This is a genomic window from Cupriavidus sp. P-10 (assembly GCF_003402535.2).
GTDB lineage: Bacteria > Pseudomonadota > Gammaproteobacteria > Burkholderiales > Burkholderiaceae > Cupriavidus.
Genome location: NZ_AP025170.1, coordinates 620,766 through 645,739 on the forward strand (window position 1 = coordinate 620,766; position 24,974 = coordinate 645,739).

Below are 24,974 nucleotides of genomic sequence, written 5' to 3' on the forward strand. Positions count from 1 at the left end.
GGAACGCAGGGCATTGGCATCGTTGTTTGCCCGGGTGCGTCATGCCACGTCCTCTCTTGAACCGGCTTGCCGACGCCACCCGGCTATTCCGCGGTGGACACTTCCGCGTCGGCTTCGGCTTCGGTGCTGTCGCCGACCGGGGGCAGCAGGATCGTTGCCGGTGCCGCCGCGCGGATGCGCAGCACCGTCTGGCGCGAGGTATTGAAACGTCGCGCGGTCTCGCTGACCGACTGGCCCTCCGCCAGCGCGCGCAGGATCGCGTCGCGTTCTTCGGGCTTGTGCTTGGGCGGGCGTCCGACCGCGCGCCCCATGGCCTTGGCCGCGGCCAGGCTGTCGCGCACGCGCGCACTGCGCGTGCTGCCCTCCAGCGCGGCAACGGTGCGCAGAACCATGACCGCCTCCGGCGGTGCGGCGCTGGCCAGGTTGGCGCGGCTGAGCTGCACGCAATGCAGTGCCACGCCGAGCAGGCGGAACTTGCGGATCGTACCCAGCACTTCCTGCACGCTCCAGCCCAGGCAGCACAACTGCATGGTCACCACGATGTCGCCGGCGCGCACCCGTTGCAGCAGCGACAGCAGCCGCGGCCGTTCGCCCGCGGGTACTGAAGCCGGCTCGCTTTCCCAGAAGGCACAGCGCAGGTCGACGGTATAGCCGGCACGGTCGGCGATGCGCAGTTCGTCTTCCATCGCGTCGAGATCACCGGCGCGGTTCGAGTAGATGAAGGTAGACGGCATGAGGATTCCTCTTTGTGATCTTTCGTCTCCGGTCGCTGGCCGGACGCACCTCCAGGCATGTCCGCAAGCGACCTGTTTCTTCTGATTAGCAAAACTCGTCCCAGCAGCAGGGGGCGGCAAGATAGTGACGGTTATCGTGCCGATGTGTGCATTTCTGTCATGTACGTAACGCGAGTCTTACGTACTCGCGCGAAGCGCTCTGCGACGCGCACGCCTCGGCTAGCATGCGGATAAGGCGCGACATCAGGCCGTGCCGGTGAACGGGCATGCCGGTGCGCGCAAGCTTTTCAATGTGAGGCGGTACCCATGACAAAGGTGATCCACGTCGTCATCACCGCAGTGTGCGGGCGCTGGTATGCCACGCCGGTCCATGACGATCACAGTGCCGGGGGGTCGACGGGTTTCGATTCGCGGCAGGCAGCGCAACGGTTCTGCGCCCGCGTTTTCCCGGGCGTGCCGATCTCGCAGGGCGGCATGCGCGCCGCTCGCCGCATCGTCGCCTGTCCTTTGGTAGCCGGGTTTGGCGTCAAGCCTCAGGGCTGAACGGCAAGCTCGCGAGATATCAATTCGGCAGCCGCAAGCGCCGGCGCGTGGCCGAGCGCATGCGTCGGGCCGCGTTGTCGGGCGGAAGGCGCCTTGGCGGGCACAAATAACAACCCTTCGCGCAGGAATTGCAACGATTGCCGTGTGCGCATGGCGGATACGGGGCTCCGTTGTCGCGGCCGCGCGGTGCGTGGGCCGGGCACAGAACCTGCCTTCACGGTGGCGAAGCCGGGCCAGACCGGTTCCCCCACTCAAGCTCCCAGGAGGCAATCGTGGACAAGTCTAAGATCCCCGCAGACCAGGCCGAAGCCATCGGCGCACTGATGGACGACCACCGCGCAGTCAAGAAACTGTTCAAGGCATTCAAGGACACCGAAGCCCGCGAGGAGAAGGAATCGATCGCGATCGAGGTCTGCCATCAGCTGACCGTGCATGCCACCATCGAGGAAGAGATCTTCTACCCGGCCCTGCGCGGCGTCAGCGAGGAAATCGACGACATGCTGGACGAAGCCCAGGTCGAGCACCAGGTGGCCAAGGACCTGATCGCGGCGATCGAGGACGACCCGGCCGGCGATATGCTCGAAGCCAGTTTCACGGTGCTGACCGAATACGTCTCCCACCATATCGAGGAAGAGGAAGGCGAGCTGTTCAAGAACGCGATCAAGGAGAAGGTCAACCTGCGCGACGTGGCTCAGGCCCTGGCGGCGCGCAAGGAAGAGCTGATGCAGGAAACCGCCTGATTTGCGAGCGGTTCTTCTGTAACCGCTCTCACCCCCCTCTCACCCCCCTCTCACCCTCTACTTCCACTGAGGCGGAACAGAAGCGGAGCGGGGCGGACGTCAGGCGATTTGAAGGAGTCGCACAAGGCGGCCCGTCCCGCGCCGCTTGCCAGGGGGCTACGATGACGCGTCTTTACCGTCGTACTGCGTTTGCCCCATGACCTTTGTCGTGACGGATGCCTGCATCCAGTGCCGCCATACCGATTGCGTCGAAGTCTGCCCGATGACGTGCTTCCACGAAGGGCCCAACTTCCTCGCCATCGACCCCGACCAGTGCATCGACTGCTCGATGTGCGTGCCGATGTGCCCCGTGGGCGCCATCTACTCCGAGCATGACCTGCCCGAAGACAAGCGCCATTTCATCGCGCTGAACGCCGAGCTGTCGCGCCGGCCGGACTGGCCGCCGCTGTTTGCGGCCAAGGGGCCGCTCGAAGGCCATGAGCAATGGGCGGATCATCCTGACCGCCTGGCGCTGCTGGTGCGCTAGCGCGTGCCGGCGTAGTCGGGGAACGCGTCTTCCAGCGTCAGCACGCTGCCGGTCAGCGCGCCGTCATAGCCCGGCAGCGCATTGACGCGCTGGCGGAACGCCTCGCTGGTCAGCGCGCCCACCGCGCCGGACAGCGCCGCGCTGCGCAGCATCGATTTTTCGATGGCGAAGAAGTAGCGCTCCTTGATCACCGGCTCGAAACCCAGGCCAAAGCGCCGCGCCGCGGTTTCCACGCCGAAGCCCACATCCGCCATGCCGCTGCCGATATATGCCGCCACCGCGGCGTGGGTGAACTCACCGTTGCTGTAGCCCTCGATCCGTGCCGGGTCGATGTTGCGCGCGGCCAGCATCAGGTCGAGCAGCAGCCGGGTGCCCGAGCCCACCTGCCGGTTGACGAAGCGCACCTCGCGCCGGGTCAGGTCTTCCAGCGTGCGGATCCCGAGCGGGTTGCCCGGCCGCACGAACAAGCCCTGGCTGCGCACCGCCAGATGCACCAGGCAGTGCGTGTCGGGCTTGAGCCACCTGGTGAAGTGGCGCCACATGCCATGCTCGAACTCGCCGACCGGCACGTGGAAGCCGGCGATATCGCACGCGCCCTCGGCCAGCGCCGCCACCGCCTCGACGCTGCCGCAGTATTTCAGGTCGTGCCGCACATGTTGCTCGTCGAGGAAGTCGCGCAGCGCGGCCACCGCAAAGCCGTGGCTGGCATGCAGCCGCACCGCCGCCTCGGACTGCTCCATCAGCTTCTTCAGTTCGATTTCCAGCTCTGATGCCAGGCTGTCCAGCGTCGGCGACAGCCGCGCGCCGATGCGCTTGCTGGCCCACACCAGCTGCTGCGCCAGCGGCGTCAGCGCGCTGCCGCGCCCGCGGGTCTTGTCGATCAGTGGACCGCCGAACAGCGCCTCGGCATCGCGCAGGATGCCCCAGGCGTAGCGGTACGACAGCGACACCGCCTGTGCCGAGTGACTGATGCTGCCCGATTCCTCGATATGGCCGAGCAGGGCAACCAGCCGGGATACGTCAAGGGCTTCGGTGCCGGGCGTGGCATCGTCGCGGATTTGCAGGTGAGGATGGATCGAGATACGGAGCATATGAAAAAAATAGCTTATTGCTGGACCGCTGTCACTCTCATATATTGCATTCCACGGCCTTAACAGCGTAGCTGGAGGGTCGGAAATAGGAAAAAAATAGCATATAAGGGGTCCGGACGGCAGCGGCTGCCAGCCCCAGCGACCCCCACAGGAGACGCCATGCCAGACATCGCTCCCAACGCCCAGGCCTCCGCCGACGCGATCGACGCCATCGTGGCCGCGCGGCAGGACATGCCGGGCGCCTTGCTGCCGATCCTGCACGAGATCCAGGACACGCAGGGCCATATCCCGGACACGGCCGTGCCCGTGATCGCCCGGGCACTGAACCTGTCGCGCGCCGAGGTGCATGGCGTGATCACCTTCTATCACCACTTCCGCCAGGAGCCGGCCGGACGCCATGTGATCCAGGTGTGCCGGGCCGAAGCCTGCCAGGCCGTCGGCGCCGAGGCGCTGGCCGACCATGCCAGGCGCGCGCTGGGCTGCGGCTTCCATGAAACCACCGCCGACGGCGCGGTCACGCTGGAGCCGGTCTACTGCCTGGGCCAGTGCGCGTGCGGCCCGGCCGTGATGGTCGGCGAGCAGTTGCACGGCTATGTCGATGCGAAGCGCTTCGATGCGCTGGTCCGGTCGCTGCGCGAAGCGCAGGCCGCCAACGAAACCGCGGAGGTCCAGGCATGAGCGCCGCCATCACGACTATCTTCGTGCCGCGCGATTCCACCGCGCTGGCGCTGGGCGCCGATGACGTGGCCCGTGCGATCGAACGCGAAGCCGCCAGCCGCGGCGAGGCGGTGCGCATCGTCCGCAACGGCTCGCGTGGCATGTTCTGGCTGGAGCCGCTGGTCGAGGTGCAGACCGAAGCGGGGCGCGTGGCCTATGGCCCGGTCAGCGCGGCAGACGTGCCGGCGCTGTTCGACGCCGGCCTGCTGCAGGGCGGCGCGCATGCGCTGGCGCACGGCCTGACCGAAGAGATCCCGTTCCTGAAGAAGCAGGAGCGCCTGACCTTTGCCCGCGTCGGTATCACCGACCCGCTGTCGCTGGATGACTACCGCGCGCATGAAGGTTTTGCCGGCCTGGAGCGCGCGCTGTCGATGGCCCCCGCCGAGATCGTGCAGGAAGTCACCGACTCCGGCCTGCGCGGCCGCGGCGGCGCGGCGTTCCCCACCGGCATCAAGTGGAAGACCGTGCTGGGCGCGCAATCGGCCATCAAGTACATCGTCTGCAATGCCGACGAAGGCGACTCGGGCACGTTCTCCGACCGCATGGTGATGGAAGACGACCCGTTCACGCTGATCGAAGGCATGACCATCGCCGGCCTCGCCGTCGGCGCCGAGCATGGCTACATCTACTGCCGCTCGGAGTACCCGCACGCGATTGCCGTGCTGGAAAGCGCGATCGGCATCGCCAACGCTGCCGGCTGGCTCGGCGACGATATCCGCGGCAGTGGCAAGCGCTTCCAGCTGGAAGTGCGCAAGGGCGCCGGCGCCTATGTCTGCGGCGAGGAAACCGCGCTGCTGGAAAGCCTGGAAGGCAAGCGCGGCGTGGTGCGCGCCAAGCCGCCGCTGCCGGCGCTGGAGGGTTTGTTCGGCAAGCCCACCGTCATCAACAACGTGATCTCGCTGGCCACCGTGCCGGTGATCCTGGCGCGCGGCGCGCAGTACTACCGTGACTACGGCATGGGCCGTTCGCGCGGCACGCTGCCGTTCCAGCTGGCCGGCAATATCAGGCAGGGCGGGCTGGTGGAAAAGGCGTTCGGCGTCACGCTGCGCGAGCTGCTGGTCGACTACGGCGGCGGCACCCGCAGCGGCCGCGCCATCCGCGCGGTGCAGGTGGGCGGGCCGCTGGGCGCCTACCTGCCGGAGTCGCGCTTCGACGTGCCGCTGGACTATGAGGCTTACGCCGCGTTTGGCGGCGTGGTCGGCCACGGCGGCATCGTGGTGTTCGACGAGACCGTCGACATGGCAAGGCAGGCGCGCTACGCAATGGAGTTCTGCGCGGTCGAATCGTGCGGCAAGTGCACGCCGTGCCGGATCGGCTCGACCCGCGGCGTCGAGGTGATGGACAAGATCATCGCCGGCGAGCAGCCAGTGAAGCACGTCAAGCTGGTGCGCGACCTGTGCGACACCATGCTGTACGGCTCGCTCTGCGCCATGGGCGGCATGACGCCGTACCCGGTGCTGTCCGCGCTGAATGAATTCCCCGAGGACTTCGGCCTCGCCCCTAATCGGACCACTGTGCCGGCCAAGGCGGCTTAAGCCGACATTGTCTGACGCCAGAACAGAACACGGGAGACAAAGATGGACTGCCGCGATGTAATTGACTTCGGTACCCCCGCCAGCGAATCGACCGAGATGGTCACCCTTGAAGTCGACGGCGTCAGCGTCACCGTGCCGGCCGGCACGTCGGTGATGCGCGCCGCGATGGAAGCCGAGATCGCCGTGCCCAAGCTGTGCGCGACCGACAGCCTCAAGGCCTTCGGCTCGTGCCGCCTGTGCCTGGTCGAGATCGAAGGGCGCCGCGGCTATCCGGCCTCGTGCACCACGCCGGTGGAAGCCGGCATGAAGGTGAAGACGCAGAGCGACAAGCTTGCCGACCTGCGCCGCGGCGTGATGGAGCTGTATATCTCCGACCACCCGCTCGACTGCCTGACCTGCCCGACCAACGGCAACTGCGAGCTGCAGGACATGGCCGGCGTGGTCGGCCTGCGTGAAGTGCGCTACAACGACGGCGGACCGGAGGCTGGTACCAGCGCCAAGCCCATCGCCACGCACACCGCGCTGAAGAAGGACGAGTCCAATCCGTACTTCACCTATGACGCCTCGAAGTGCATCGTCTGCAACCGCTGCGTGCGCGCCTGCGAAGAAACGCAAGGCACCTTCGCGCTGACCATCAGCGGCCGCGGGTTTGAGTCGCGCGTGTCGCCCGGCACCAGCCAGTCCTTCATGGACTCTGACTGCGTGTCGTGCGGCGCCTGCGTGCAGGCCTGCCCGACCGCAACGCTGACTGAGACTTCGGTCATCAAGCTGGGCCAGGCTTCGCACAGCACCGTCACCACTTGCGCCTATTGTGGCGTGGGTTGCTCGTTCAAGGCCGAGATGAAGGGCAACGAGGTGGTGCGCATGGTGCCGTACAAGGACGGCAAGGCCAACGAGGGCCACGCCTGCGTCAAGGGCCGCTTTGCCTGGGGCTACGCCACGCACAAGGACCGCATCCTCAAGCCGATGATCCGCGCGAAGATCACCGACCCATGGCGCGAAGTGTCATGGGAAGAGGCGATCGGCTACGCCGCATCGGAGTTCAAGCGCATCCAGGGCAAGCACGGCAAGGATTCGATCGGCGGCATCGTGTCGTCGCGCTGCACCAACGAAGAAGGGTACCTGGTCCAGAAGCTGGTGCGCGCCGCCTTCGGCAACAACAACGTCGACACCTGCGCCCGCGTGTGCCACTCGCCCACGGGCTATGGCCTGAAGCAGACGCTGGGCGAATCGGCCGGCACGCAGACCTTCAAGTCGGTGGAGAAGGCCGACGTGATCATGGTGATCGGCGCCAACCCGACCGACGGCCACCCGGTGTTTGCCTCGCGCATGAAGAAGCGACTGCGCGCCGGCGCCAAGCTGATCGTGGTCGACCCGCGCCGTATCGACCTGGTCGATTCGCCGCACATCCGCGCCGACTACCACCTGCAACTGCGTCCGGGCACCAACGTGGCGCTGGTGACGTCGCTGGCCCACGTGATCGTCACCGAAGGCCTGCTCAACGAAGCCTTTATCGCCGAGCGCTGCGAGGATCGTGCCTTCGGCCAATGGCGTGACTTTGTCGCGCTGCCGGAGAACTCGCCCGAGGCGATGGAATCGGTCACCGGCATCCCCGCCGACCAGCTGCGCGGCGCCGCGCGCCTGTACGCCACCGGCGGCAACGCCGCGATCTACTACGGCCTGGGCGTGACCGAGCATGCGCAGGGTTCGACCACCGTGATGGGCATCGCCAACCTGGCCATGGCCACCGGCAACATCGGCCGCGAAGGCGTGGGCGTGAACCCGCTGCGCGGGCAGAACAACGTGCAGGGCTCGTGCGACATCGGCTCCTTCCCGCATGAGCTGCCGGGCTACCGCCACGTGTCGGACTCGACCGTGCGCGGCCTGTTCGAATCCGCGTGGAATGTCGAGATCAGCCCGGAGCCGGGCCTGCGCATTCCCAACATGTTCGAAGCCGCGCTGGCGGGCAGCTTCAAGGGCCTGTACTGCCAGGGCGAGGACATCGTCCAGTCCGACCCGAACACGCAGCACGTGTCCGAGGCGCTGTCGTCGATGGAATGCATCGTGGTGCAGGACATCTTCCTGAACGAGACCGCCAAGTACGCGCACGTGTTCCTGCCGGGTTCGTCGTTCCTGGAGAAGGACGGCACCTTCACCAACGCCGAGCGCCGCATCTCGCGCGTGCGCAAGGTGATGCCGCCCAAGGCCGGCTACGCCGACTGGGAAACCACCATCCTGCTGGCCAATGCACTCGGCTACCCGATGGACTACACGCATCCGTCGCAGATCATGGACGAGATCGCGCGCCTGACGCCGACGTTCTCCGGCGTCAGCTACAAGCGGCTGGACGAGCTGGGCAGCATCCAGTGGCCGTGCAACGCCGACGCGCCGGAAGGCACGCCGACCATGCATATCGACGCCTTCGTGCGCGGCAAGGGCAAGTTCATCATCACCAAGTACGTGCCGACCACCGAGAAGATCACGCGCGCCTTCCCGCTGATCCTGACCACCGGGCGCATCCTGTCGCAGTACAACGTGGGCGCGCAGACGCGGCGCACCGACAACGTCTACTGGCACGCGGAGGACCGCCTGGAAATCCATCCGCACGATGCGGAAGAACGCGGCATCAAGGACGGCGACTGGGTCGGGGTGCAGAGCCGGGCAGGGGATACGGTGCTGCGCGCGATCGTCAGCGAGCGCATGCAGCCGGGCGTGGTCTACACCACCTTCCACTTCCCGGAATCCGGCGCCAACGTGATCACCACCGACAACTCGGACTGGGCCACCAACTGCCCGGAATACAAGGTCACCGCGGTGCAGGTGATGCCGGTGGCGCAGCCGTCGGCGTGGCAGCAGCAGTACCAGGACTTCAACACGCAACAGCTGCAGTTGCTGGAAGCCGCCAGCGCGGATCCGACACAAACCGCGGCGCAGGCCGCGAACTGAGCGGAGGGCCACATCATGATGCGCTGCATGCAGTCACCGCAGGCCGAGCCGTCGGCGCTGGACGAGATGCCTACCCACAGCACCTTCGCCGTCAGCCGCTGGCGGCAGGGCGAGATCTCGCTCAGTCCCGACGAGATCGCCGAAGAAGTGCCGGTCGCGCTGGAATACAACGGCATCTCGCACGCGGTGATGCTGGCCACGCCGGCCGACCTGGAGGACTTCGCGCTGGGCTTCAGCCTGAGCGAGGGCATCGTGTCGACGGCGCGCGATGTCTATGACATCGAGATCGACATGCGCGAGCACGGCATCGCGGTGCGGCTGGAAATCGCTTCCGAAGCATTCATGCTGCTGAAGGACCGGCGCCGCTCGCTGGCGGGGCGCACCGGCTGCGGGCTGTGTGGGACCGAGTCGCTGGAACAGGTGATGCGCACGCCGGCACCGGTGCGCAGCGAGGCCAGTTTCCATACCGACCTGATCCAGGCCGCGTTTGTGCAACTCCAGTTGCGGCAGGCACTGCAGCGCCACACCGGCGCTACACACGCCGCCGCGTGGCTGCGTGCCGATGGCCATGTCTCACTCGTGCGTGAAGACGTGGGGCGCCACAATGCGCTCGACAAGCTGGCCGGCGCGCTGGCGCGCAGCGGGGAGGACATCTCCACGGGCGCCGTGCTGGTGACCAGCCGGGCGAGTTATGAAATGGTGCTGAAGACCGCCGCCATCGGGGCCGGCGTGCTGGCGGCAGTGTCGGCGCCGACGGCGCTGGCGGTGCGGCTGGCCGAGCAGACCAATATGACGCTGGCCGGGTTCGTGCGCGCCGGCGCGCACGTGGTCTACGTCCATCCCCAACGGCTGCAACACGGCCTGCAACACGACCTGCAACACGAAGCGAGCCTCGTATGAACGTCGAGAACCTGATCACCATGGCCAACCAGATCGGCTGCTTCTTCGAGGCGATGCCTGATCGCGAGGAGGCGGTTTCCGATATCGCCGGGCATATCAAGCGCTTCTGGGAGCCGCGCATGCGCAGGGCTTTGCTGGGGCACGTCGACGGCGAATCCGGCGTCGGGCTGGATGCGATCGTGCAGGAGGCGCTGGCGCGGCACCGGAGCGTGCTGGAATAAGTTCCGCACGAACGCCGCGCTGATCTTCGCCGCTACCGCTTTCCATACTCCAGCTGCGGATACCAGTCGCCGCCGCGGCCTTCCGGCGTGGTATCCAGCAGCGTCCAGAGCGGGTCCAGGTCCGGCGCGCCGCGCGGATCCTGTCCGGGGTCGGCCGTGAGGGCATACATTTCGCCGCTCCAGAAGTGCCGGATCTTGCCGTCGCGCCGCGTGAAGACCGAGTAGCCTGGCACGTCGCCGTCTTCCGGGCTGACATAGTCGCGCGTGAATGCGCCGTCGAGGTCCGCATAGACCTTCAGCTTCGTCCAGCCCCGTTCCTGCTTCGCCTGCAGCAGGCGTTCGACCGGTGAGCGGGCGATCATGGCCAGCGCCACGCGTTGCTCGATATCCGGCACCTTGTGGTCCCACGAACCCATCAGCGAAGTGCACATCGGGCAAGGCCGTTCGCGCTGCGGCCCGAACATATAGCTGTAGATAACGAGGGTGTCCTTGTCCCCGAACAGCGCTTCCAGCGTCATGGGTCCGTGTTCGCCCTGGAAGGTGTAGCGTTTGGTGACTTCGCCGCCGGGCGGCAGCCTGCGGCGTTGCGCGGCGACGCGTTCGATGTGCCGTCGCAGTTCGATCTCTTCCGCCAGCAGCGTATTGCGCGCCTTGCGGTACTCGGCACTTTCGTTGGGGAAATGCACGGGATTGCGTTGCGCAAGTTCCATGGCTGGGGTAAGTGTTGCCTTGGCATCCATGTCAGCCCTCCTTGTCAGGCTAGCGTCCCGGAACAGCCATGCAAGGTGCGCTACCCACCACCGGGTGGGATCGCGGATAACATGGCCCGTCAAGGTTGGTACCCGCCCGGAAGGGAATCGTTCCCACGCCGCGCGTTTCCGGGCCCTCACTTCCGCATCAATACCGCATCACTTCCGCATCACTTCAGCCGCAAAGGCTCCAGCAGCGCCCCGTCATACTCGGGATGCGAAATCCTGCCCAGCTCCAGCATGCGGCGCAGGATATAGACTTGCCGCTGCCGGGCGCGGCGGGGATTGGCGACGGGGTTGTTCGCCGAGGGGGCCTTGGGCAGGCCGGCGAGCATCGCGCTCTCGGCCAGCGACAGCTGCGCCAGCGGCCTGCCGAAGTAAGTCTGCGCCGCATCGGCGAAGCCATACGCGCCCTGGCCCAGGTAGATCTTGTTCATGTACAGCTCAAGGATCTCGTCCTTGCCCAGTGCGTCTTCGATCCGGTACGACAGCAGCACCTCATACAGCTTGCGCGTATAGGTCTTGTCGCGCGACAGGTAGAAATTGCGCGCCACCTGCATGGTGATGGTCGACGCGCCCTGCGACAGGTCGTCCGACAGGTTGGCGACGCCGGCGCGGATCACGCCGACGTAGTCGATGCCGTCATGCACGTAGAAGCGCTCGTCCTCGATCGCCACCACGGCGTCGATCAGGTCGCGCGGATAGCGCGACAGCGGGACGTAGTCAGCGGTGCGGCGGAAATCCGTCAGCGCGTCGAGCGACGGCAGTTGCCGCTGGACGGCGAGGATGGCAACGGTGGCAAGCAGCGCGCCGCCGATCACGGCGAGCACCAGCAGCCTGACAAAGGCGGACCAGAGACTTTTCATGCCGCGTATTGTGCCAGCCGCGGGCGGCGGGGTGCGAGTCCCTGCTGTCCCGCTCGCCCATGGCTGGTGGCGCCGCGGCGGTCAGCCCTGCGGCACCGGTACGCCTACTGCCTGCGCCAGCTGCTCCAGGTTGCGCCAGATCGCGGGGTTGATGTCGAGGGCATCCGCGGCACGCTCGCGGTTGGCCGCTTCGAACTCGCCGGGATACTGCACGCGGTCGAAGCCGGGCGCCGTCGGGGTGTCGTGCAGGTATTTGACGAACGCCTCCACCTCGGCGCTTTCCCAGCTCAGGCCGAGGTCCAGCTCGGGATTGACCAGCACCGCGAACAGGTTGTTGGTGGCCACGCCGCCGCGCGGGTTTTCCGGCTGGATGGTGCCGCCGCCCGACAGCACCCCCGCCAGCAGTTCCGCCACCACGCCGAGCGCATAGCCCTTGTGCAGGCCGAACGGCAGCAGCGCGCCGGGTTCTTCGCCGAACATGGTCGAGGCGTCGGTGGTGGGGTTGCCTTCGGCGTCGATGATGCTGTTCTCGGGCGCGGCCTCGCCTTTCTCGGCCAGCACGCGCGCCTTGTTGATGGCGATCGCGCTGGTGGCCATGTCGACCACGATGGGCGGGCGGCCGTTCGGCATGGGGCCGGCGAAACACAGCGGGTTGGTGGTCAGGCGCGCGACGCGGCCGCCATACGGTGCCACTACCGGCGGCCGGTTGGTCACGTTGGTGAAGCTCAGCAGCACGAAACCCGCCGCCGCCACCAGCTCGCCGTAGTGCCCCATGCGGCCCAGGTGGTGCGAATGGCGCAGCGTGACGATGCAATGGCCGTGCTCGCGCACGCGCTCGATGGCGGCCTGCATCACGGTCTTGCCCACGTGCTGGCCGAAGCCGCGGTGGCCGTCGAACACCATCAGCGAGCCCCGGTCCAGCGCGCAGGTGGCGCGGCCTTCGCGGTTGACGTTGTTGGTCTCGATCGCCTTGCGGTAGTTGGGCAGGATCGAGATGCCGTGGCTGGCGTAGCCGCAGCGGTCGGCTTCGACCAGGTGCTCGGCGACGTCGTCGGCGATGTCCTCGGGTACCGACTGTGCCACCAGCAGGTCGCGGGCAAAACGGCGGGCGGAATCCAGGGAGATTTTCATCATGGCCTCCTTAACGGCTGTCTTATACCCAGCCCAGCCAGCGCCAGTAAGTCGCCGCGAACAGCAGCATCAGGCCGTAGCCGATGATGGTGACCGGGATGCCGATGCGCGCGAACTGGCGGCCGTTGAAGGTATCGGTGCCCAGGCACACCATGTTCTGCGGCGCGTTGATCGGCAGGATAAAGCCGAAGCTGACGGTAAAGCCCAGCAGCATGGTGATGCCGACGCGGTTGATGTCGCCGGGCAGGGTCTGCAGTACCGAGATCAGGATCGGCAGCAGCGCCGCGGTGAGCGCGGTGGCGCTGGCAAAGCCCAGGTGGATCAGGATCAGGAACGCCGCCAGGATGGCGAACACCATCACCGCACCCTGCGTGGCCAGGCCCGAGTGCGTGACCACGAATTCGCCCAGCCACTGGCCGGCCTTGGTCGACAACAACGCGGTGCCCAAGCTGATGCCGACGCCGAACACGATCAGCGTGCCCCACGGCGTGCGCTGCTGCATGGTCTTCCAGTCCATCACGCCGATGCGCGGCAGCATCAGGATCACCAGGCCGACAAAGGTCACCGTGGCGGTATCGAAGCTGTGCAGCTTGCCCTCGGTGGCCCAGAACAGCAGCAGGCCGATCGACACCGCGGCCAGGCGCTTCTGCGGGCCGGTCATCGGGCCCAGTTCGGACAGCTCGCGCTGCACCGCTTCCTTGCCGCCGGGGATGGCTTCGGTCTCGGGCGGCAGCAGCCAGCGCACCAGGAAGTACAGCACCACCGACATGACGATGGCCCACGGCGCGCCGGCGATCAGCCACTGCAGCCAGGTGATCCGCTCACCGAGCAGCTTGTCCATGAAGCCCACGGTCAGCAGGTTCTGCGCGGCGGCGGTCTGGATGCCGACGTTCCAGATGCTGGTGGCCTGCGCCACCGTGATCATGATGCCGGCGGCGATATTCGACTTCTTGTCGACACCGAACGCGGCGATCACGCCCATCATGATCGGCACCACGCACGCGCTGCGCGCGGTGGCGCTCGGCACCACCAGGCTCAGCGCGATGGTGACGGCGACCGTGCCGATCAGGATGCGGCGCGTGCTGGTGCCGATGGCCGACAGCGTCACCAGCGCGATGCGCCGGTCCAGCCCGGTCACGGTCATCGCCGCGGAGATGAACAGCGCGGCGGCCACCAGCGCGAGCGCCGTGTTGGAGAAGCCGGCCAGCGCCATGCCCAGCGCCCGGGAGGTGCCGTACTGCACGCTGGGGTCGCTGACCGTCGGCGCAAAGCCGATCAGCCCGGCCATCAGCGAGGTGATCATGATCGCGCTGGCCTCGTACGAGACCGCCTCGGTGATCCACACCACGATGGCGAAGGCGAGGATGGCCAGCATGCGCTGGCCGGCTATGGTCAGTCCTTCCGGCTGCGGGATCGCGAGTACGCCAAGCAGCACGGCGACGGCGAGGAACAGGCCCCAGTGCAGCGCCATCCTGGGCGCGGCGGCGCTGGCGGTTGCCGCGGTCGCGGGCGCCGTGGGGGGAGCCGGGGAGGCAGGTGAAGCCGGGGAGGCAGGTGAAGCGTGAGAGGTATCGGGCATCGCCGTCATCCTTGTGTTGATGATCCTCGTCGGATACCTCGACGCGGCGTGCTGGCGATCGGTGCGGCAGGCCGGCAACTTTGCCGGCGGGGCATTGTCGGTCGCGAGGCTGCATCCGCGTCGGGCTTGCTCTAGCGGCCCGGCTTCTGGCCTGGCCGCCGCGTTCGACATGATAGGAATTGTCCGGGCCGGCGGTGGGCGATGTCGAGGCTCCGACTCGCTTCATTGCGCCGACAATGATTCAGATCAAGTTTAGTTTCGAGCGACGGATTTTTGCGGCGGCTTCGCTATCCCATCTATAAAGGCCGGCGCTACAAGGCGTGGCGGGCGTGGCGTGGCGATGAGGGCGCACGCGCCACCGCGCCCGGCCAGCCGGGTGATGCATGCGCCGGTGTGATCTGAAATAATTGGAGCCGATGATGAAGGTTTTAGTACGCGGGCTGAAGGCAGGACTCAGCGCAGCGGCGCTGCGCAAGGCATTGGCACAATACGCCAGCATCCGCTCGGTCGAGCTGGTCGAGGCCGGCGACCCGAAGCGCCCGTGGGCCTGGGTCGATATCGACGCCGGCGCACTGGCGGTGTGGAAGCTGGTGGCGCGGCTGGACCGGCGCTATATCGCCGGCAGCCACCTGCGCTGGTATGTGCCGGCCTATCGCGGCCGCTGACGCTGCCAGGTGCGACGCCCGCATCGACAAGAACATTCAGGGAGCAACAATGAACAAGTGGTTCCGATGGGCGTTTCCGCAGGCCCAGGCAATCGTGTCGCCAGGACCGGCGGCAGTGGAGAGCATGAACGGCAACGCCGCACTGGCATTCGACACCATCAGCAATGCGCGCGACCTTGGCGGGCTGCGCGGCGCCGCCGGACGGCGCGTGCGCAACGGCCGGCTGTACCGCAGCGGCAACCCGGCGCTGGCCAGCACGGCCGACCTGGACCGGCTGCATGCGCTCGATCTCGACACGGTGGTCGACTTCCGTTCGTCCGGCGAGAAGTCGCCGGACGAAGCCGCCTTCGGCGCGCGCTTCAACTGGGTGGCGGTGCCGGTGCTCGATGGCAGCATGGCGATGGACGTGCTGATGCCGCGCCTGCGCACCAGCACGCCGGCGCAGATCGACGGCTTCATGCTTGACGTCTACCGCGATTTCCCGGTGCGCTACCGCGACGCCTTCGCCGGCTTCATGCAGACCGCGCAGCAGGGCAAGACGCTGCTGTTCCACTGCACCGCGGGCAAGGACCGCACCGGTTTTGCCTCGCTGTTGCTGCTGTCGGCGCTGGGCGTGGCGCAGGACGATATCCTCGCCAACTACCTGGAATCGAACCAGCGCAATGCCCGCTTCAACGAGACCGCGCTGGCGCGCATGGCGCAGCTGGGCGTGAGCGCCGAGGCCATGATGCCGCTGCTCGAAGTCCGCGCCAGCTATCTGGATGCCTCGCTGCAGGCGATCGAGCAGGGTTGGGGCAGCGTCGACAACTACCTGGGCGACGCGCTTGCCGTCGACGTCGCGCAGCTGCGCGCGCACTACCTGGAAGACTGACGCGCCGCCTCGCTCAAAGTCCGAATGCCCTGAAGCCCTGAAGCATTAAAGCCGCCCGCATTCGCGCAGGATGCGGGCGGTACTCAGCGCGATCATCCCTTCTTCATCGGTCGGCAGCACCAGCACCGGCACGCGGCTTCAGCCCGGATTCGCCATAGAGCATCGACTGGATCTCGGCCGGCTTATACCGAGACCTCACCGCCGGTGCCTTGCACCGCGCCACGTCGGCTGCTAGGCTTTATTTTAGTTGCAGTGCAACATGCGCCACTCCGGCCTGCGCCACCAGCGTGCACACCCGCAACAGGCGCGAACAGGCGCCAACAGGGGAAGTGGAATGACCGCTCGCATACCCGCCGGTCCGTCTCAGCGCGGCACCGGCCCCTCCACGCGCCCGTCCGCCGACGGCGCCAACCCCTACCTGGGGCAGCCGGCTCTGGAGTACTTCGCCGATGCCTGGCAACGCTCGGTGCTGTTGCTGGATATCCTGCGCCAGCGCGGCAACGAGTCCTCCGAACATGAGCGCGAAGGCATGCCTGCGGTGCTGGTGTTCGAGCACGAACTGCTGGCCGACGGACGTGAACTGTCCGAGCCCGTCAACTACGCGCTGCTGCGCATCATCCCGCCTGCCGCCAGTCCCACCGACCCAACCAAGCGCGCCTTCGTGGTGATCGACCCGCGTGCGGGCCACGGCCCGGGCATCGGCGGTTTCAAGGCTGACAGCGAGATCGGCATCGCGCTGCGCACCGGCCACCCTTGCTACTTCATCACCTTCTACCAGGAGCCGTGCCCTGGGCAGACCATTGAATCGGTCGCGCGCGCCGAGGCGCATTTCCTGCGGCTCGTCAGCGAGCGCCACCCCGACGCGCCGGGCAAGCCCTTTATCGTCGGCAACTGCCAGGCCGGCTGGGCCCTGATGATCCTGGCTGCGGTGGCGCCCGAGCGCTGCGGGCCGCTGCTGGTCGCCGGCGCGCCGCTGGCGTATTGGTCAGGCGTGCGCGGGCGCAATCCGATGCGCTACAGCGGCGGGCTGCTGGGCGGCTCGTGGCTCGCGTCGCTGACCGCCGACATGGGCAACGGGCGCTTCGACGGCGCCTGGCTGGTGCAGAACTTCGAGAAGCTCAATCCCGCCAACACGCTGTGGTCAAAGCTCTACGACGTCTACGCCAGGGCCGATACCGAAGGCCCGCGCTTCCTGGAATTCGAGCGCTGGTGGGGCGGCCACTTCCTGATGAACCGGGAAGAGATCGACTGGATCGTGCAGAACCTGTTCGTCGGAAACCGCCTGACCGCGGGGCAGGTGCGCAGCAGTGACGGCAAGACCGAGGTCGACCTGCGCAACGTGCGCTCGCCGGTGATCGTGTTCGCATCGTGGGGGGACAACATCACGCCGCCGCAGCAGGCGCTGAACTGGATCCCCGATCTCTACGCCACCGATGAAGAGCTGGTGGCCAACGACCAGGTCATTGTCTATTGCCTGCATCCGACCGTCGGCCACCTCGGCATCTTTGTCTCGGCCGGTGTCGCCAACCGCGAGCACAGCGAACTGTTCTGCGCGCTTGACCTGATCGACGTGCTGCCGCCGGGCCTGTACGAGGCCAGGATCGAGGACGTCGCGCCGGACATGCCGCACCGCGACCTGGTCGAAGGGCGCTACCTGGTGCGCTTCGAGCGCCGCAGCGTGACCGACATCCTGGCGCTGGACGACGGACGCGAGGACGAGCGCGCCTTCGAGGTGGTGCGCCGCGTCGCCGAAGTCAACCAGCACCTCTACGACACCTTTGTCTCGCCGTGGGTGCGCGGGATGTCGAGCGAACTCAGCGCGCAATGGATGCGCAATATGCATCCGGCCCGGCTGGAGCGTTCGCTGGCCACCGACATGAACCCGTGGATGGCGTGGATCGGCGCCCTCGCGCCGATGGTGCGCGCGCACCGCACGCCGGTATCGCCGGACAACCCGTTCCTGACGATGGAGAAGGCGGCGTCGGCGCAGATCGTCAGCGCGCTGGACCAGTTCCGCGACGTGCGCGACGCCTGGTACGAGCAGGCCTTCGAGGCCATCTACAACTCGCCGGCGATGGCCGCGCTGGTGGGGCTGCAGGCGCAGCCGCCGGTCAATACCGAATCGCCGGTCACGCAGGCATTGCGCAAGGAACTGGCTGAACGCCGGCTGCACGACGCCGAGGCCGCGATCGAGCAGGGCGGCAAGCTGGAGGCCTTCGTGCGCGTGCTGGCCTACGTGGCCGACCGGCCCAGTTCGATCGAGGAACGGCCCTTCAACCTGCTGCGCCGGTTCGCGCGCGAGCAGCCCGAGACCGCGGGGCAGGTAAGCCTGGCCAGGTTCAAGCAGGTGGTGCGCCAGCAGACCTTCATCGTGCAGCGCTATCCGCAGCATGCGGTGCAGGCGCTGCCGGCATTGGTGCAGGACCGCGAAATGCGACGCCGGCTGATGATCGCGGTGCACCAGGTCATGACGCTGGACCACCCGCTCGAAGGCGAGCGGCTGGCGCGCTACCGCGAAGTGAGCGAGGTGCTGGGCACGCGCCACCCGCTGCGTTCCGCCAAAGACGACGGCGAGGCCGTGGCCGGCAGCGAGGTGTCCGAAGTGCGCGAGGTGCCCGAGGTGCCCGAGGTGCCCGAGGCACCCGAAGCGGCCAGCAAGCCGCAGGCATCGCGCGCGGTGCAGCGCAAGGCGGCGCCGCGGCCGGGTAGCTGAGTGGTGCCAGGTGGAGCGCCAGGTGGTCCGCCAGGTGGTGCCCTCAGCAGTCCTGCGTGAAGTCTTCCCCCGGAGGCATCGATGGTCAACGTTTCCAACCCGCCGCTCGCCGGCGCCCGCGTGCTGGTGGCGGGCGTCGCCTGGCCGATGCTGCAGGGCGCGCGCCGCTGGGCGAGGTGGTCGACATCATGGACGTCGGCTTTGCCACTGCCTACCTGGCCACGCCGTACGCGCGGCGCATCTCGGGCAATACGGTGTACGTCGATGGCGGCGTGCACATCATGGCGTAGCGGGTCATGCAGATACTGATCCGCGGCTTGCCCCGCGACGTCACCGAAGCCATGCTGCAGGACAAGCTCTGCATCTATGCGCCGGTCAGGTCCGTGGAGATCCTGCGCGACGGCGATCCCGAGCGCCCGTGGGCATGGGTCGACCTTGACATCGACCGGATCGCTGCCTTGCGCCTGCTGCGCCAGTTCGACCGCCAGTCCTTCAAAGGCGGCGTGATGCGCTGGTATATCCCCATGCACCAGGAATGAATGCCCGGGAAAGGGATTACCATAGCCGCGTCTGCCACTCTGTCACGGCACCGGCCCACGGTGCCTCTCCTCCATGCTTGAACTCCAGGGAGCCATCTGGTTCCGCTCCGGCTCGCAAGACTGGGGCGGCAAGGACCGCATCGCGCTGCTGGCCGCCATCGGCGAGCACGGCTCGATCACCGCGGCCGCGCGCGCGGTCGGCATCAGCTACAAGGCCGCGTGGGACGCCATCGACCTGATGAACAACAGCGCCGGCGAAGCGCTGGTGGTGCGCGCCGCCGGCGGCAAGGGCGGTGGCGGCACGCGCCTGACCGCGCGCGGCGAGCAGCTGATCCGCACCTACCGCGCGCTCGAGGACGAGCACCGGCGCTTTGTCGCGCAGCTGTCGCGGCTGGGAGAGGGCGCGGCTGACGATATCCACCTGATGAGGCGAATGATGATCAAGACCAGTGCGCGCAACAAGCTGTTCGGGCGCGTGGCCAGTGTGCGCGGCGGCGCGGTCAACGACGAGGTGGTGCTGGCGCTGCCGGGCGGCCAGCAGATCGTGTCGACGATCACGCATGAAAGCGTCGAGGCGCTGGAGCTGGCCGAAGGCGTGGAGGCATTTGCGCTGATCAAGGCGTCATCGGTGCTGGTGGGCCTGCCCGATCCGGGCGTGCGGCTGTCTGCGCGCAACCAGCTGCCGGGTGTGGTGTCGCGCGTGATGCCGGGCGCGGTCAATGCGGAGGTGGTGATCGAGCTGGATGGCGGCGGCACCATCGCGGCGATCGTCACCAATGGCAGTGTCGAGACGCTGGAGCTTGCCGTGGGTGTGCCGGCGGTGGCGGTGTTCAAGGCGTCTAGCGTGATCCTGGGGGTGGTGGGGTGAGGGTGGCATGCTGACGCCGCGCCGGCGCTCAGGCCACGCGCGCCGACAGCGGCGCGTAGACCGGCGCATGGTGGCGGCTGTCGCCGCTGCCGAAGATGCGGCCTTCGCGGATCTCGAGCACGTGGTCGCCCAGCGCTTCAACGTCGGCGGGATCGTGCGAGATCACCAGCATGGGCACGTCAAGGCTCGACTGCAGCGTGCGCAGCTCTGCGCGCATGCGTGCGCGCAGCGCGGGATCGAGCGCCGAGAACGGTTCGTCGAGCAGCACGATATCGGGCTGCGCCACCAGCGCGCGCGCCAGCGCCACGCGCTGCTTCTGCCCGCCGGAAATCTCGGCAGGATAGTTGCCGACGATCTCGTTCAGCCCGAAGGCATCGATCCAGCGCCGGGCTTCCGGCGGGATCGCGCCGCGGCGCGGGTTGCGCCAGCCGCGCGCCAGCCCGAAGGCGATGTTCTGGCCGACCGTCAGGTGCGGGAACAGCGCGTATTCCTGGAACAGGTAGGCCACGCGGCGCTCTTGCGGGCGTACGTCGATGCCCGCCTCGCTGTCGAACAACGTGCGCCCGTTCAGTTCGATGCGGCCGCTGTCGGGCGCGAGCAGCCCGGCGATGGCGCGCAGCGTCAGGCTCTTGCCGGCGCCGGACGGCCCGAACAGCGCGATGCGGCGGCTGTCGGAGTCGAAATCGATATCAAGCGAAAACTGCCGGTCGGCCGACACCATCTGCTTGCGGATACTGACGTGCATGCCCATGGCGTTCCTCACCGTACCGCGCGCGGGCGCAGGCGCCGGCGTTCATACACTTCAGCGGGATTGCGCGCGGCGGCGGGCACCAGCCGACCGGCGACCACCAGCAGCAGCACGCAGGTGACCGAAGTCACCAGCACCAGCAGGTTGGCGGTGTTGTCGTCGCCGGCCTGCACGGCCTCATAAATTGCCACCGACAGGGTCTGGGTGCGCCCGGGCAGGTTGCCGGCGATCATCAGCGTGGCGCCGAATTCGCCCAGCGCGCGCGCGAATGCCAGCAGCACGCCGGCGATGATGCCGCGCGCGGCCAGCGGCAGCGTCACGCGGAAGAAGATGCCGGATTCGGAAACGCCCATCACGCGTGCGGCGTTTTCCAGCTGGTGGTCGACGCCTTCAAACGCAGCGCGGGCCGACTTGAGCACCAGCGGGAAGGCCACGATGGTCGAAGCCAGCACCGCGCCCTGCCAGGTGAAGACCAGTTCGATGCCGAGGCTGGACAGCCACTCGCCAAACACGCCACGCCGGCCCACCAGCACCAGCAGGTAGTAGCCGAGCACGGTGGGCGGCAGCACCAGCGGCAGCGTCAGCACCGCGTCGACCACGTCGCGCAGCGGCGAGCGCCAGCGCGCCAGCGCCCACGCGGCGCCGACGCCAAGCACGGCGTTCAGCGCGGTGGCCCAGCCGGCAACCTTCAGCGACAGCAGCAGCGGTACCCAGACGGCATCCATGGCGTGGCGGAAATCAGGGCTTGTGGAAGCCGTAGCGCGCCAGGATGGCCTGGCCTTCCGGCGACGCCACGAAGTCGACGAACTGCGCCGCTTCCTTCTGCTGGCGGGTCTGGCTGGTGACGGCGATGGGGTAGGTCACCGGGGTGCGGCTGGGCACGCGCACGGCGACCTTGACCTTGTCGGGCATCAGCGTGGCGTCGGTGGCAAAGACGAAGCCGGCCTCGACCTCGCCGCGCGCCACGTAGTCCAGGCTCTGGCGCACGTTCTGCGCGGGCACGCCCTTGGCGGCGACCGCGTCCCACAGCCCGGCGGCTTCCAGCGCGCCGCGGGTGTAGCGGCCGACCGGTACCGAGGCCGGGTTGCCATAGGCGATGCGCTTCACTTCCGGCCTGGTCAGGTCCTGCAGCGAGCCGATGTTCAGCTTGCTGTCCGACGGCACGATCAGCACCACCTCGTTGGCGGCGAAATTGCGGCGCGAGGCGGGCGCAATCACCTTCTCGGTCTCGGCCTTGTTCATCGCTTCCTGGTCGGCGGAGGCAAACACGTCGGCCGGCGCGCCCTTGACGATCTGCTGCATCAGCACGTCCGACGCGCCGAAGTTCAGCACCACCTTGGTCCCGGGATGGGCGCGCTCGTAGGTCTCGGCCAGCGACTTGAAGGCGTTGGTCAGGCTGGCGGCGGCGGACACCACCAGGTCGGCGCCGAAGGCCGGCGCGGCGGGCAGGGCCAGCGCCAGGGCGGCCAGCATGGCACCGGCGGCGCCGGCGAGAACGGAGCGGCGCCCGGTACGGGCGGAGCGGAACGCGGACATGGGATCCTCAGCGAAGCGGCCAGTAAAGCTGGCGCTGGTATGGGTGGACTGTCAGGCGCAATATACGTCCGTATATAGCGGTGCGTCAATGATGCACCCTGCGCGCTGTTGTGGGTATTCCGGCGGGGATAAGTGCGGTATCAGGGGCTGCGAATGTGCCCCAAGGGGGGAAGGTCGGGAGCTGGCGCCATTGCAGCGCCAGCTTGTTCCGGTTTCAGGCCGGCGGGTTGCCTTCTTTGAACAACGACTTCAACTGGGTGCGCAGTTCGGGGGTGTCCTGGTGCTGGTGCACCGCGACTGCGTGCTGGACCGCGGCTTCGAGTAGTTCGTCTTCACTGTCGGCGCTCAGCGCAACCGTGCAGCCAATGTCGCTCGGGTAATCGCGGCAATCGATAAACTTGCGTCCCATGGTGCCTCCTGTCACCGGCCGCGCGGCCGGCGTATCCAGTATAGGCAGGGGGACCGGCCACTACAGCACTGGCGTCAGCACCTTGCCGCCGGCCAGGAACGCATCCAGGTTCTGCAGCGTGAGCGCGGTCATCGCGGCGCGGGTCTCGTTCGTGCCGCTGGCCATGTGCGGCGCCAGCACGACGTTGTCTAGCGCCAGCAGCGCGGCCGGCATGTTGGGCTCGTCCCGGAACACATCGAGGCCGGCGCCGCCCAGGCGGCCTTCGGCCAGCGCCGCCACCATCGCGTCTTCGTCGATCACGCTGCCGCGCGAGACATTGACCAGGATGCCCTTGGGGCCGAGCGCGTCGATGACCTCGCGCGATACCAGCCCGGCGGTTTCCGGGCCGCCCACGCAGGTCACCACCAGGAAGTCCGACCACGCGGCCAGCGCCTTCAGGTCGGCCTCGAAGCGCCACGGCGCGCCGTCGCGCGGGCGGCGGTTGTTATAGGCGATCTCCATGTCGTAGCCCTGCGCGCGGCGCGCCACGATCTCGCCGATGCGGCCCAGCCCCAGGATGCCGAGCTTCTTGCCCGAGGCCCGTGTCGTCAGCGGAAAGCCGCCCTGCGGCCAGCGTCCGGCGCGCACGTAACGGTCGCCATGGGCGATGCCGCGTGCGGCGTCGAGCAGCAGCCCGAAGGCCAGGTCAGCGACGCAGTCGTTGAGCACATCGGGCGTATTGCTGACCTGGATGCCGCGTGCGCGGGCGGCATCCAGTGCGATCGAGTCATAGCCCACGCCGAAGCTGACGATGGCCTGCAGCGCCGGCAGCGCGTCGATCAGCGCGGCGCTGCAGCCATGGCGCGCCGAGGTCACCACCACGCGCACCTGCTGGCCGTGCTCGTGCGCCCAGGCAAGCGCATCGCCCTGTTGCCACAGCGCGATGGCGCCGTACTGTTGCTGGAGGCTGGCATTGGTCTGGGGCGCGAGCGGGCCGACCTGGAGGATCTGGGAAGCGGACATGAGGTGTAGCGGGTATCGACGGAGGGACCAAGGATGGTAGCGCAAGGCCCCGCGTCGTGCAGGCGACCGCCGCCGCCGCGGCGCCGGCGCGCAAGCAACTTTGTGCGATGTTCGTGCGGGGGCGGGTTATGCTGCGGCATCCCATTCCTTCCCTGACGAACATCGCCATGAAAACCATCTACCTGGCCGGTTTCGACGTCTTCCGCAAGGACGCCATCGCCTGGGGCGAGCACCTCAAGTCGCTGTGCGCGGCGCATGGCTTCACCGGGCTGTATCCGCTCGACAAGGCGGCACCCGGAGGCCTGTCGGGGCAAGACGCGGCGCGCTGGATCTACGACGCCAATATCGCGCTGCTGCGCCGCGCCGACATGGTGATGGCCAACCTCGACGATTTCCGCGGGCCGGGAGAGCCGGACTCCGGTACGGCCTTCGAGGTGGGGTTCGCGGTTGCGCTGCAAAAACCGGTGTGGGGCTACAGCACTGACCTCGGCACGGTGCTTGATCGTGCCACGGTGGTGACCGACGAGGACGGCCGGCCGCTGGATGCGCGGGGCTTCGTGGTGGAGGATTTCGGCTTGCCCAAGAACCTGATGCTGGCGTGCCCGGTGAAGCTGGTGCAGGGCGGGGCGGCGCAATGCCTGGCGGCGATGGCCGACGCCATCCACCGGCGCGCCGCCGAAGCGGCGGCACGGCGCGAGCGCGATGCGGCGGCCTGGGGGGATGACTGACGCGGCGCGATGGAACCTGCCTATCGCCGCAGCGCCTCCACCCCCGCCGCAATATCCCTAGCCGTGCTTGCCACGATCTCGCGGTAAGCCGCCACCACGCCATCGACTTCGCCCGGCGCGGACAACTCCGCCTGCGTCCGGCCGCTGACCACCTTCCCGTCCGGCAGCCGCCGCACCGTCCAGTTGATCGTGGCGCCGGCGCGCTGCCCGACATCCGCATCGAGTCGCAGCACTTCCGTGGTGATCCGATACAGCGGCTGCACGTCCGACAACCCCTGCTGGTAGGTATCGACCGCGCCCAGCGTAGCCTGCAGGCGCTGTGACAGCGCATCGCGCAGTTCGTCCGGCAGCGGCGACGACCAGCGCGCCAGGTCGAGCAGGCGCAGGCTGGCGTCACTGCTGCCGTCGCGCACCACCAGTTGCGGCCGGTTGAGGCGCTCCGGCACACGCACCGGCGCGACTTCCAGCCACAGCGTGTTGGTCGACGGCACCGGTGCTGCCGCCGGCGGCGTGGCAACCGCCGTGGCGCCTTGCGCCAGCGTGTAGTAGCGCGGCTCCGGCGAGGCGCAACCTGCGAGCACGGCGGCGCCCATTGCCCCGGCAATGGCGCAGCGGGC

Annotated in this window: 26 protein-coding genes and 1 pseudogene; 15 read left to right on the forward strand and 12 right to left on the reverse strand. The window is 67.8% G+C overall.

Going from position 1 to position 24,974, the window contains the following annotated elements:
- Window positions 1–83: 83 nt before the first annotated feature.
- Window positions 84–734, reverse strand: a complete 651-nt coding sequence (locus tag CTP10_RS02880; RefSeq protein WP_116317243.1) for a recombinase family protein — start codon at window positions 732–734, stop codon at window positions 84–86.
- A gap of 306 nt (window positions 735–1,040) precedes the next feature.
- Here CTP10_RS02880 and CTP10_RS02885 point away from each other — a divergent pair, with 306 nt between their 5' ends.
- The 3 genes from CTP10_RS02885 to fdxA all read left to right on the forward strand — a co-directional run bounded on the left by CTP10_RS02885 (window position 1,041) and on the right by fdxA (window position 2,543).
- Window positions 1,041–1,277 carry a hypothetical protein gene (locus CTP10_RS02885; RefSeq protein ID WP_116317244.1) on the forward strand — a complete coding sequence of 79 codons (237 nt, stop codon included), beginning with the start codon at window positions 1,041–1,043 and terminating at the stop codon, window positions 1,275–1,277.
- A 272-nt stretch (window positions 1,278–1,549) separates the two neighbouring features.
- Window positions 1,550–2,017, forward strand: coding sequence for a hemerythrin domain-containing protein (locus CTP10_RS02890; RefSeq protein ID WP_116317245.1), 468 nt, complete (start codon window positions 1,550–1,552; stop codon window positions 2,015–2,017).
- Window positions 2,018–2,213: 196 nt separating this feature from the next.
- Window positions 2,214–2,543 carry a ferredoxin FdxA gene (fdxA, locus tag CTP10_RS02895; RefSeq protein WP_116317246.1) on the forward strand — a complete coding sequence of 110 codons (330 nt, stop codon included), beginning with the start codon at window positions 2,214–2,216 and terminating at the stop codon, window positions 2,541–2,543.
- On the opposite strand, the gene CTP10_RS02900 is transcribed toward fdxA, so the two are convergent.
- A complete protein-coding gene (locus CTP10_RS02900) occupies window positions 2,540–3,634 on the reverse strand; it encodes a substrate-binding domain-containing protein (protein ID WP_116317247.1) in 1,095 nt (364 codons plus the stop codon). The genes fdxA and CTP10_RS02900 overlap by 4 nt on opposite strands.
- A 159-nt stretch (window positions 3,635–3,793) precedes the next feature.
- Between CTP10_RS02900 and CTP10_RS02905 the strand changes: the two genes are divergently transcribed.
- Genes CTP10_RS02905 through CTP10_RS02925 form a run of 5 tightly spaced genes read left to right on the forward strand, consistent with a single transcriptional unit; the run spans window position 3,794 to window position 9,953 of the window.
- Window positions 3,794–4,312: a formate dehydrogenase subunit gamma gene (locus CTP10_RS02905; protein WP_116317248.1), complete on the forward strand. Its 519-nt coding sequence runs from the start codon at window positions 3,794–3,796 to the stop codon at window positions 4,310–4,312.
- Window positions 4,309–5,886 carry a formate dehydrogenase beta subunit gene (locus CTP10_RS02910; RefSeq protein WP_116317249.1) on the forward strand — a complete coding sequence of 526 codons (1,578 nt, stop codon included), beginning with the start codon at window positions 4,309–4,311 and terminating at the stop codon, window positions 5,884–5,886. The genes CTP10_RS02905 and CTP10_RS02910 overlap by 4 nt, the downstream gene beginning before the upstream one ends.
- Before the next feature lie 42 nt (window positions 5,887–5,928).
- The gene (gene fdhF, locus CTP10_RS02915) at window positions 5,929–8,832 is read left to right on the forward strand and encodes a formate dehydrogenase subunit alpha (RefSeq protein ID WP_116317250.1); all 2,904 of its coding nucleotides are present in this window, start codon (window positions 5,929–5,931) and stop codon (window positions 8,830–8,832) included.
- Window positions 8,833–8,847: 15 nt separating this feature from the next.
- Complete coding sequence (gene fdhD, locus CTP10_RS02920; protein ID WP_116317251.1) at window positions 8,848–9,732, forward strand: formate dehydrogenase accessory sulfurtransferase FdhD; 885 nt, start codon at window positions 8,848–8,850, stop codon at window positions 9,730–9,732.
- Entirely contained in the window at window positions 9,729–9,953 is a 225-nt protein-coding gene (locus CTP10_RS02925) for a formate dehydrogenase subunit delta (protein WP_116317252.1), read from the forward strand. The genes fdhD and CTP10_RS02925 overlap by 4 nt, the downstream gene beginning before the upstream one ends.
- Window positions 9,954–9,985: 32 nt before the next feature.
- Here CTP10_RS02925 and CTP10_RS02930 read toward each other — a convergent pair whose 3' ends face one another.
- The 4 genes from CTP10_RS02930 to CTP10_RS02945 form a co-directional block, all read right to left on the reverse strand.
- On the reverse strand, window positions 9,986–10,693 hold the full coding sequence (locus tag CTP10_RS02930; RefSeq protein ID WP_116317253.1) for a DUF899 family protein: 708 nt from the start codon (window positions 10,691–10,693) through the stop codon (window positions 9,986–9,988).
- Window positions 10,694–10,872: 179 nt separating this feature from the next.
- Window positions 10,873–11,568: a transglycosylase domain-containing protein gene (locus tag CTP10_RS02935; RefSeq protein ID WP_116317254.1), complete on the reverse strand. Its 696-nt coding sequence runs from the start codon at window positions 11,566–11,568 to the stop codon at window positions 10,873–10,875.
- An 81-nt stretch (window positions 11,569–11,649) separates the two neighbouring features.
- Window positions 11,650–12,699: an Ldh family oxidoreductase gene (locus tag CTP10_RS02940; protein WP_116317255.1), complete on the reverse strand. Its 1,050-nt coding sequence runs from the start codon at window positions 12,697–12,699 to the stop codon at window positions 11,650–11,652.
- A gap of 22 nt (window positions 12,700–12,721) precedes the next feature.
- Window positions 12,722–14,278: a DASS family sodium-coupled anion symporter gene (locus CTP10_RS02945; RefSeq protein WP_116317826.1), complete on the reverse strand. Its 1,557-nt coding sequence runs from the start codon at window positions 14,276–14,278 to the stop codon at window positions 12,722–12,724.
- 419 nt (window positions 14,279–14,697) lie between these two features.
- On the opposite strand from CTP10_RS02945, the gene CTP10_RS02950 reads away from it, so the two are divergent.
- The 6 genes and pseudogenes from CTP10_RS02950 to CTP10_RS02975 all read left to right on the forward strand — a co-directional run bounded on the left by CTP10_RS02950 (window position 14,698) and on the right by CTP10_RS02975 (window position 19,934).
- Entirely contained in the window at window positions 14,698–14,943 is a 246-nt protein-coding gene (locus tag CTP10_RS02950) for an RNA-binding protein (RefSeq protein ID WP_116317256.1), read from the forward strand.
- A gap of 49 nt (window positions 14,944–14,992) precedes the next feature.
- Entirely contained in the window at window positions 14,993–15,814 is an 822-nt protein-coding gene (locus CTP10_RS02955) for a tyrosine-protein phosphatase (protein WP_116317257.1), read from the forward strand.
- A gap of 334 nt (window positions 15,815–16,148) precedes the next feature.
- A complete protein-coding gene (locus CTP10_RS02960) occupies window positions 16,149–18,527 on the forward strand; it encodes a DUF3141 domain-containing protein (protein ID WP_116317258.1) in 2,379 nt (792 codons plus the stop codon).
- A 140-nt stretch (window positions 18,528–18,667) separates the two neighbouring features.
- Window positions 18,668–18,817: pseudogene (locus CTP10_RS02965) on the forward strand (SDR family oxidoreductase); the annotation flags it as partial.
- A gap of 6 nt (window positions 18,818–18,823) precedes the next feature.
- Window positions 18,824–19,066 carry an RNA recognition motif domain-containing protein gene (locus CTP10_RS02970; protein WP_116317259.1) on the forward strand — a complete coding sequence of 81 codons (243 nt, stop codon included), beginning with the start codon at window positions 18,824–18,826 and terminating at the stop codon, window positions 19,064–19,066.
- A 73-nt stretch (window positions 19,067–19,139) separates the two neighbouring features.
- Window positions 19,140–19,934, forward strand: coding sequence for a TOBE domain-containing protein (locus CTP10_RS02975; protein ID WP_116317260.1), 795 nt, complete (start codon window positions 19,140–19,142; stop codon window positions 19,932–19,934).
- A gap of 28 nt (window positions 19,935–19,962) precedes the next feature.
- On the opposite strand, the gene CTP10_RS02980 is transcribed toward CTP10_RS02975, so the two are convergent.
- The 5 genes from CTP10_RS02980 to CTP10_RS03000 all read right to left on the reverse strand — a co-directional run bounded on the left by CTP10_RS02980 (window position 19,963) and on the right by CTP10_RS03000 (window position 23,629).
- Window positions 19,963–20,685, reverse strand: a complete 723-nt coding sequence (locus tag CTP10_RS02980) for an ATP-binding cassette domain-containing protein (RefSeq protein WP_116317261.1) — start codon at window positions 20,683–20,685, stop codon at window positions 19,963–19,965.
- A gap of 8 nt (window positions 20,686–20,693) precedes the next feature.
- Window positions 20,694–21,407 carry a molybdate ABC transporter permease subunit gene (modB, locus tag CTP10_RS02985; RefSeq protein ID WP_116317262.1) on the reverse strand — a complete coding sequence of 238 codons (714 nt, stop codon included), beginning with the start codon at window positions 21,405–21,407 and terminating at the stop codon, window positions 20,694–20,696.
- A 13-nt stretch (window positions 21,408–21,420) separates the two neighbouring features.
- Window positions 21,421–22,218: a molybdate ABC transporter substrate-binding protein gene (modA, locus tag CTP10_RS02990; protein WP_116317263.1), complete on the reverse strand. Its 798-nt coding sequence runs from the start codon at window positions 22,216–22,218 to the stop codon at window positions 21,421–21,423.
- Window positions 22,219–22,432: 214 nt separating this feature from the next.
- Window positions 22,433–22,627 (reverse strand): DUF1059 domain-containing protein, encoded by a 195-nt coding sequence (locus CTP10_RS02995; RefSeq protein WP_116317264.1) that lies wholly within the window; start codon window positions 22,625–22,627, stop codon window positions 22,433–22,435.
- Between the two features lie 60 nt (window positions 22,628–22,687).
- Entirely contained in the window at window positions 22,688–23,629 is a 942-nt protein-coding gene (locus tag CTP10_RS03000; protein WP_116317265.1) for a 2-hydroxyacid dehydrogenase, read from the reverse strand.
- Window positions 23,630–23,796: 167 nt separating this feature from the next.
- On the opposite strand from CTP10_RS03000, the gene CTP10_RS03005 reads away from it, so the two are divergent.
- Window positions 23,797–24,357: a nucleoside 2-deoxyribosyltransferase gene (locus tag CTP10_RS03005; protein ID WP_116317827.1), complete on the forward strand. Its 561-nt coding sequence runs from the start codon at window positions 23,797–23,799 to the stop codon at window positions 24,355–24,357.
- 20 nt (window positions 24,358–24,377) lie between these two features.
- Here CTP10_RS03005 and CTP10_RS03010 read toward each other — a convergent pair whose 3' ends face one another.
- Window positions 24,378–24,950: a PqiC family protein gene (locus CTP10_RS03010; RefSeq protein ID WP_233527974.1), complete on the reverse strand. Its 573-nt coding sequence runs from the start codon at window positions 24,948–24,950 to the stop codon at window positions 24,378–24,380.
- Window positions 24,951–24,974 lie beyond the last annotated feature (24 nt).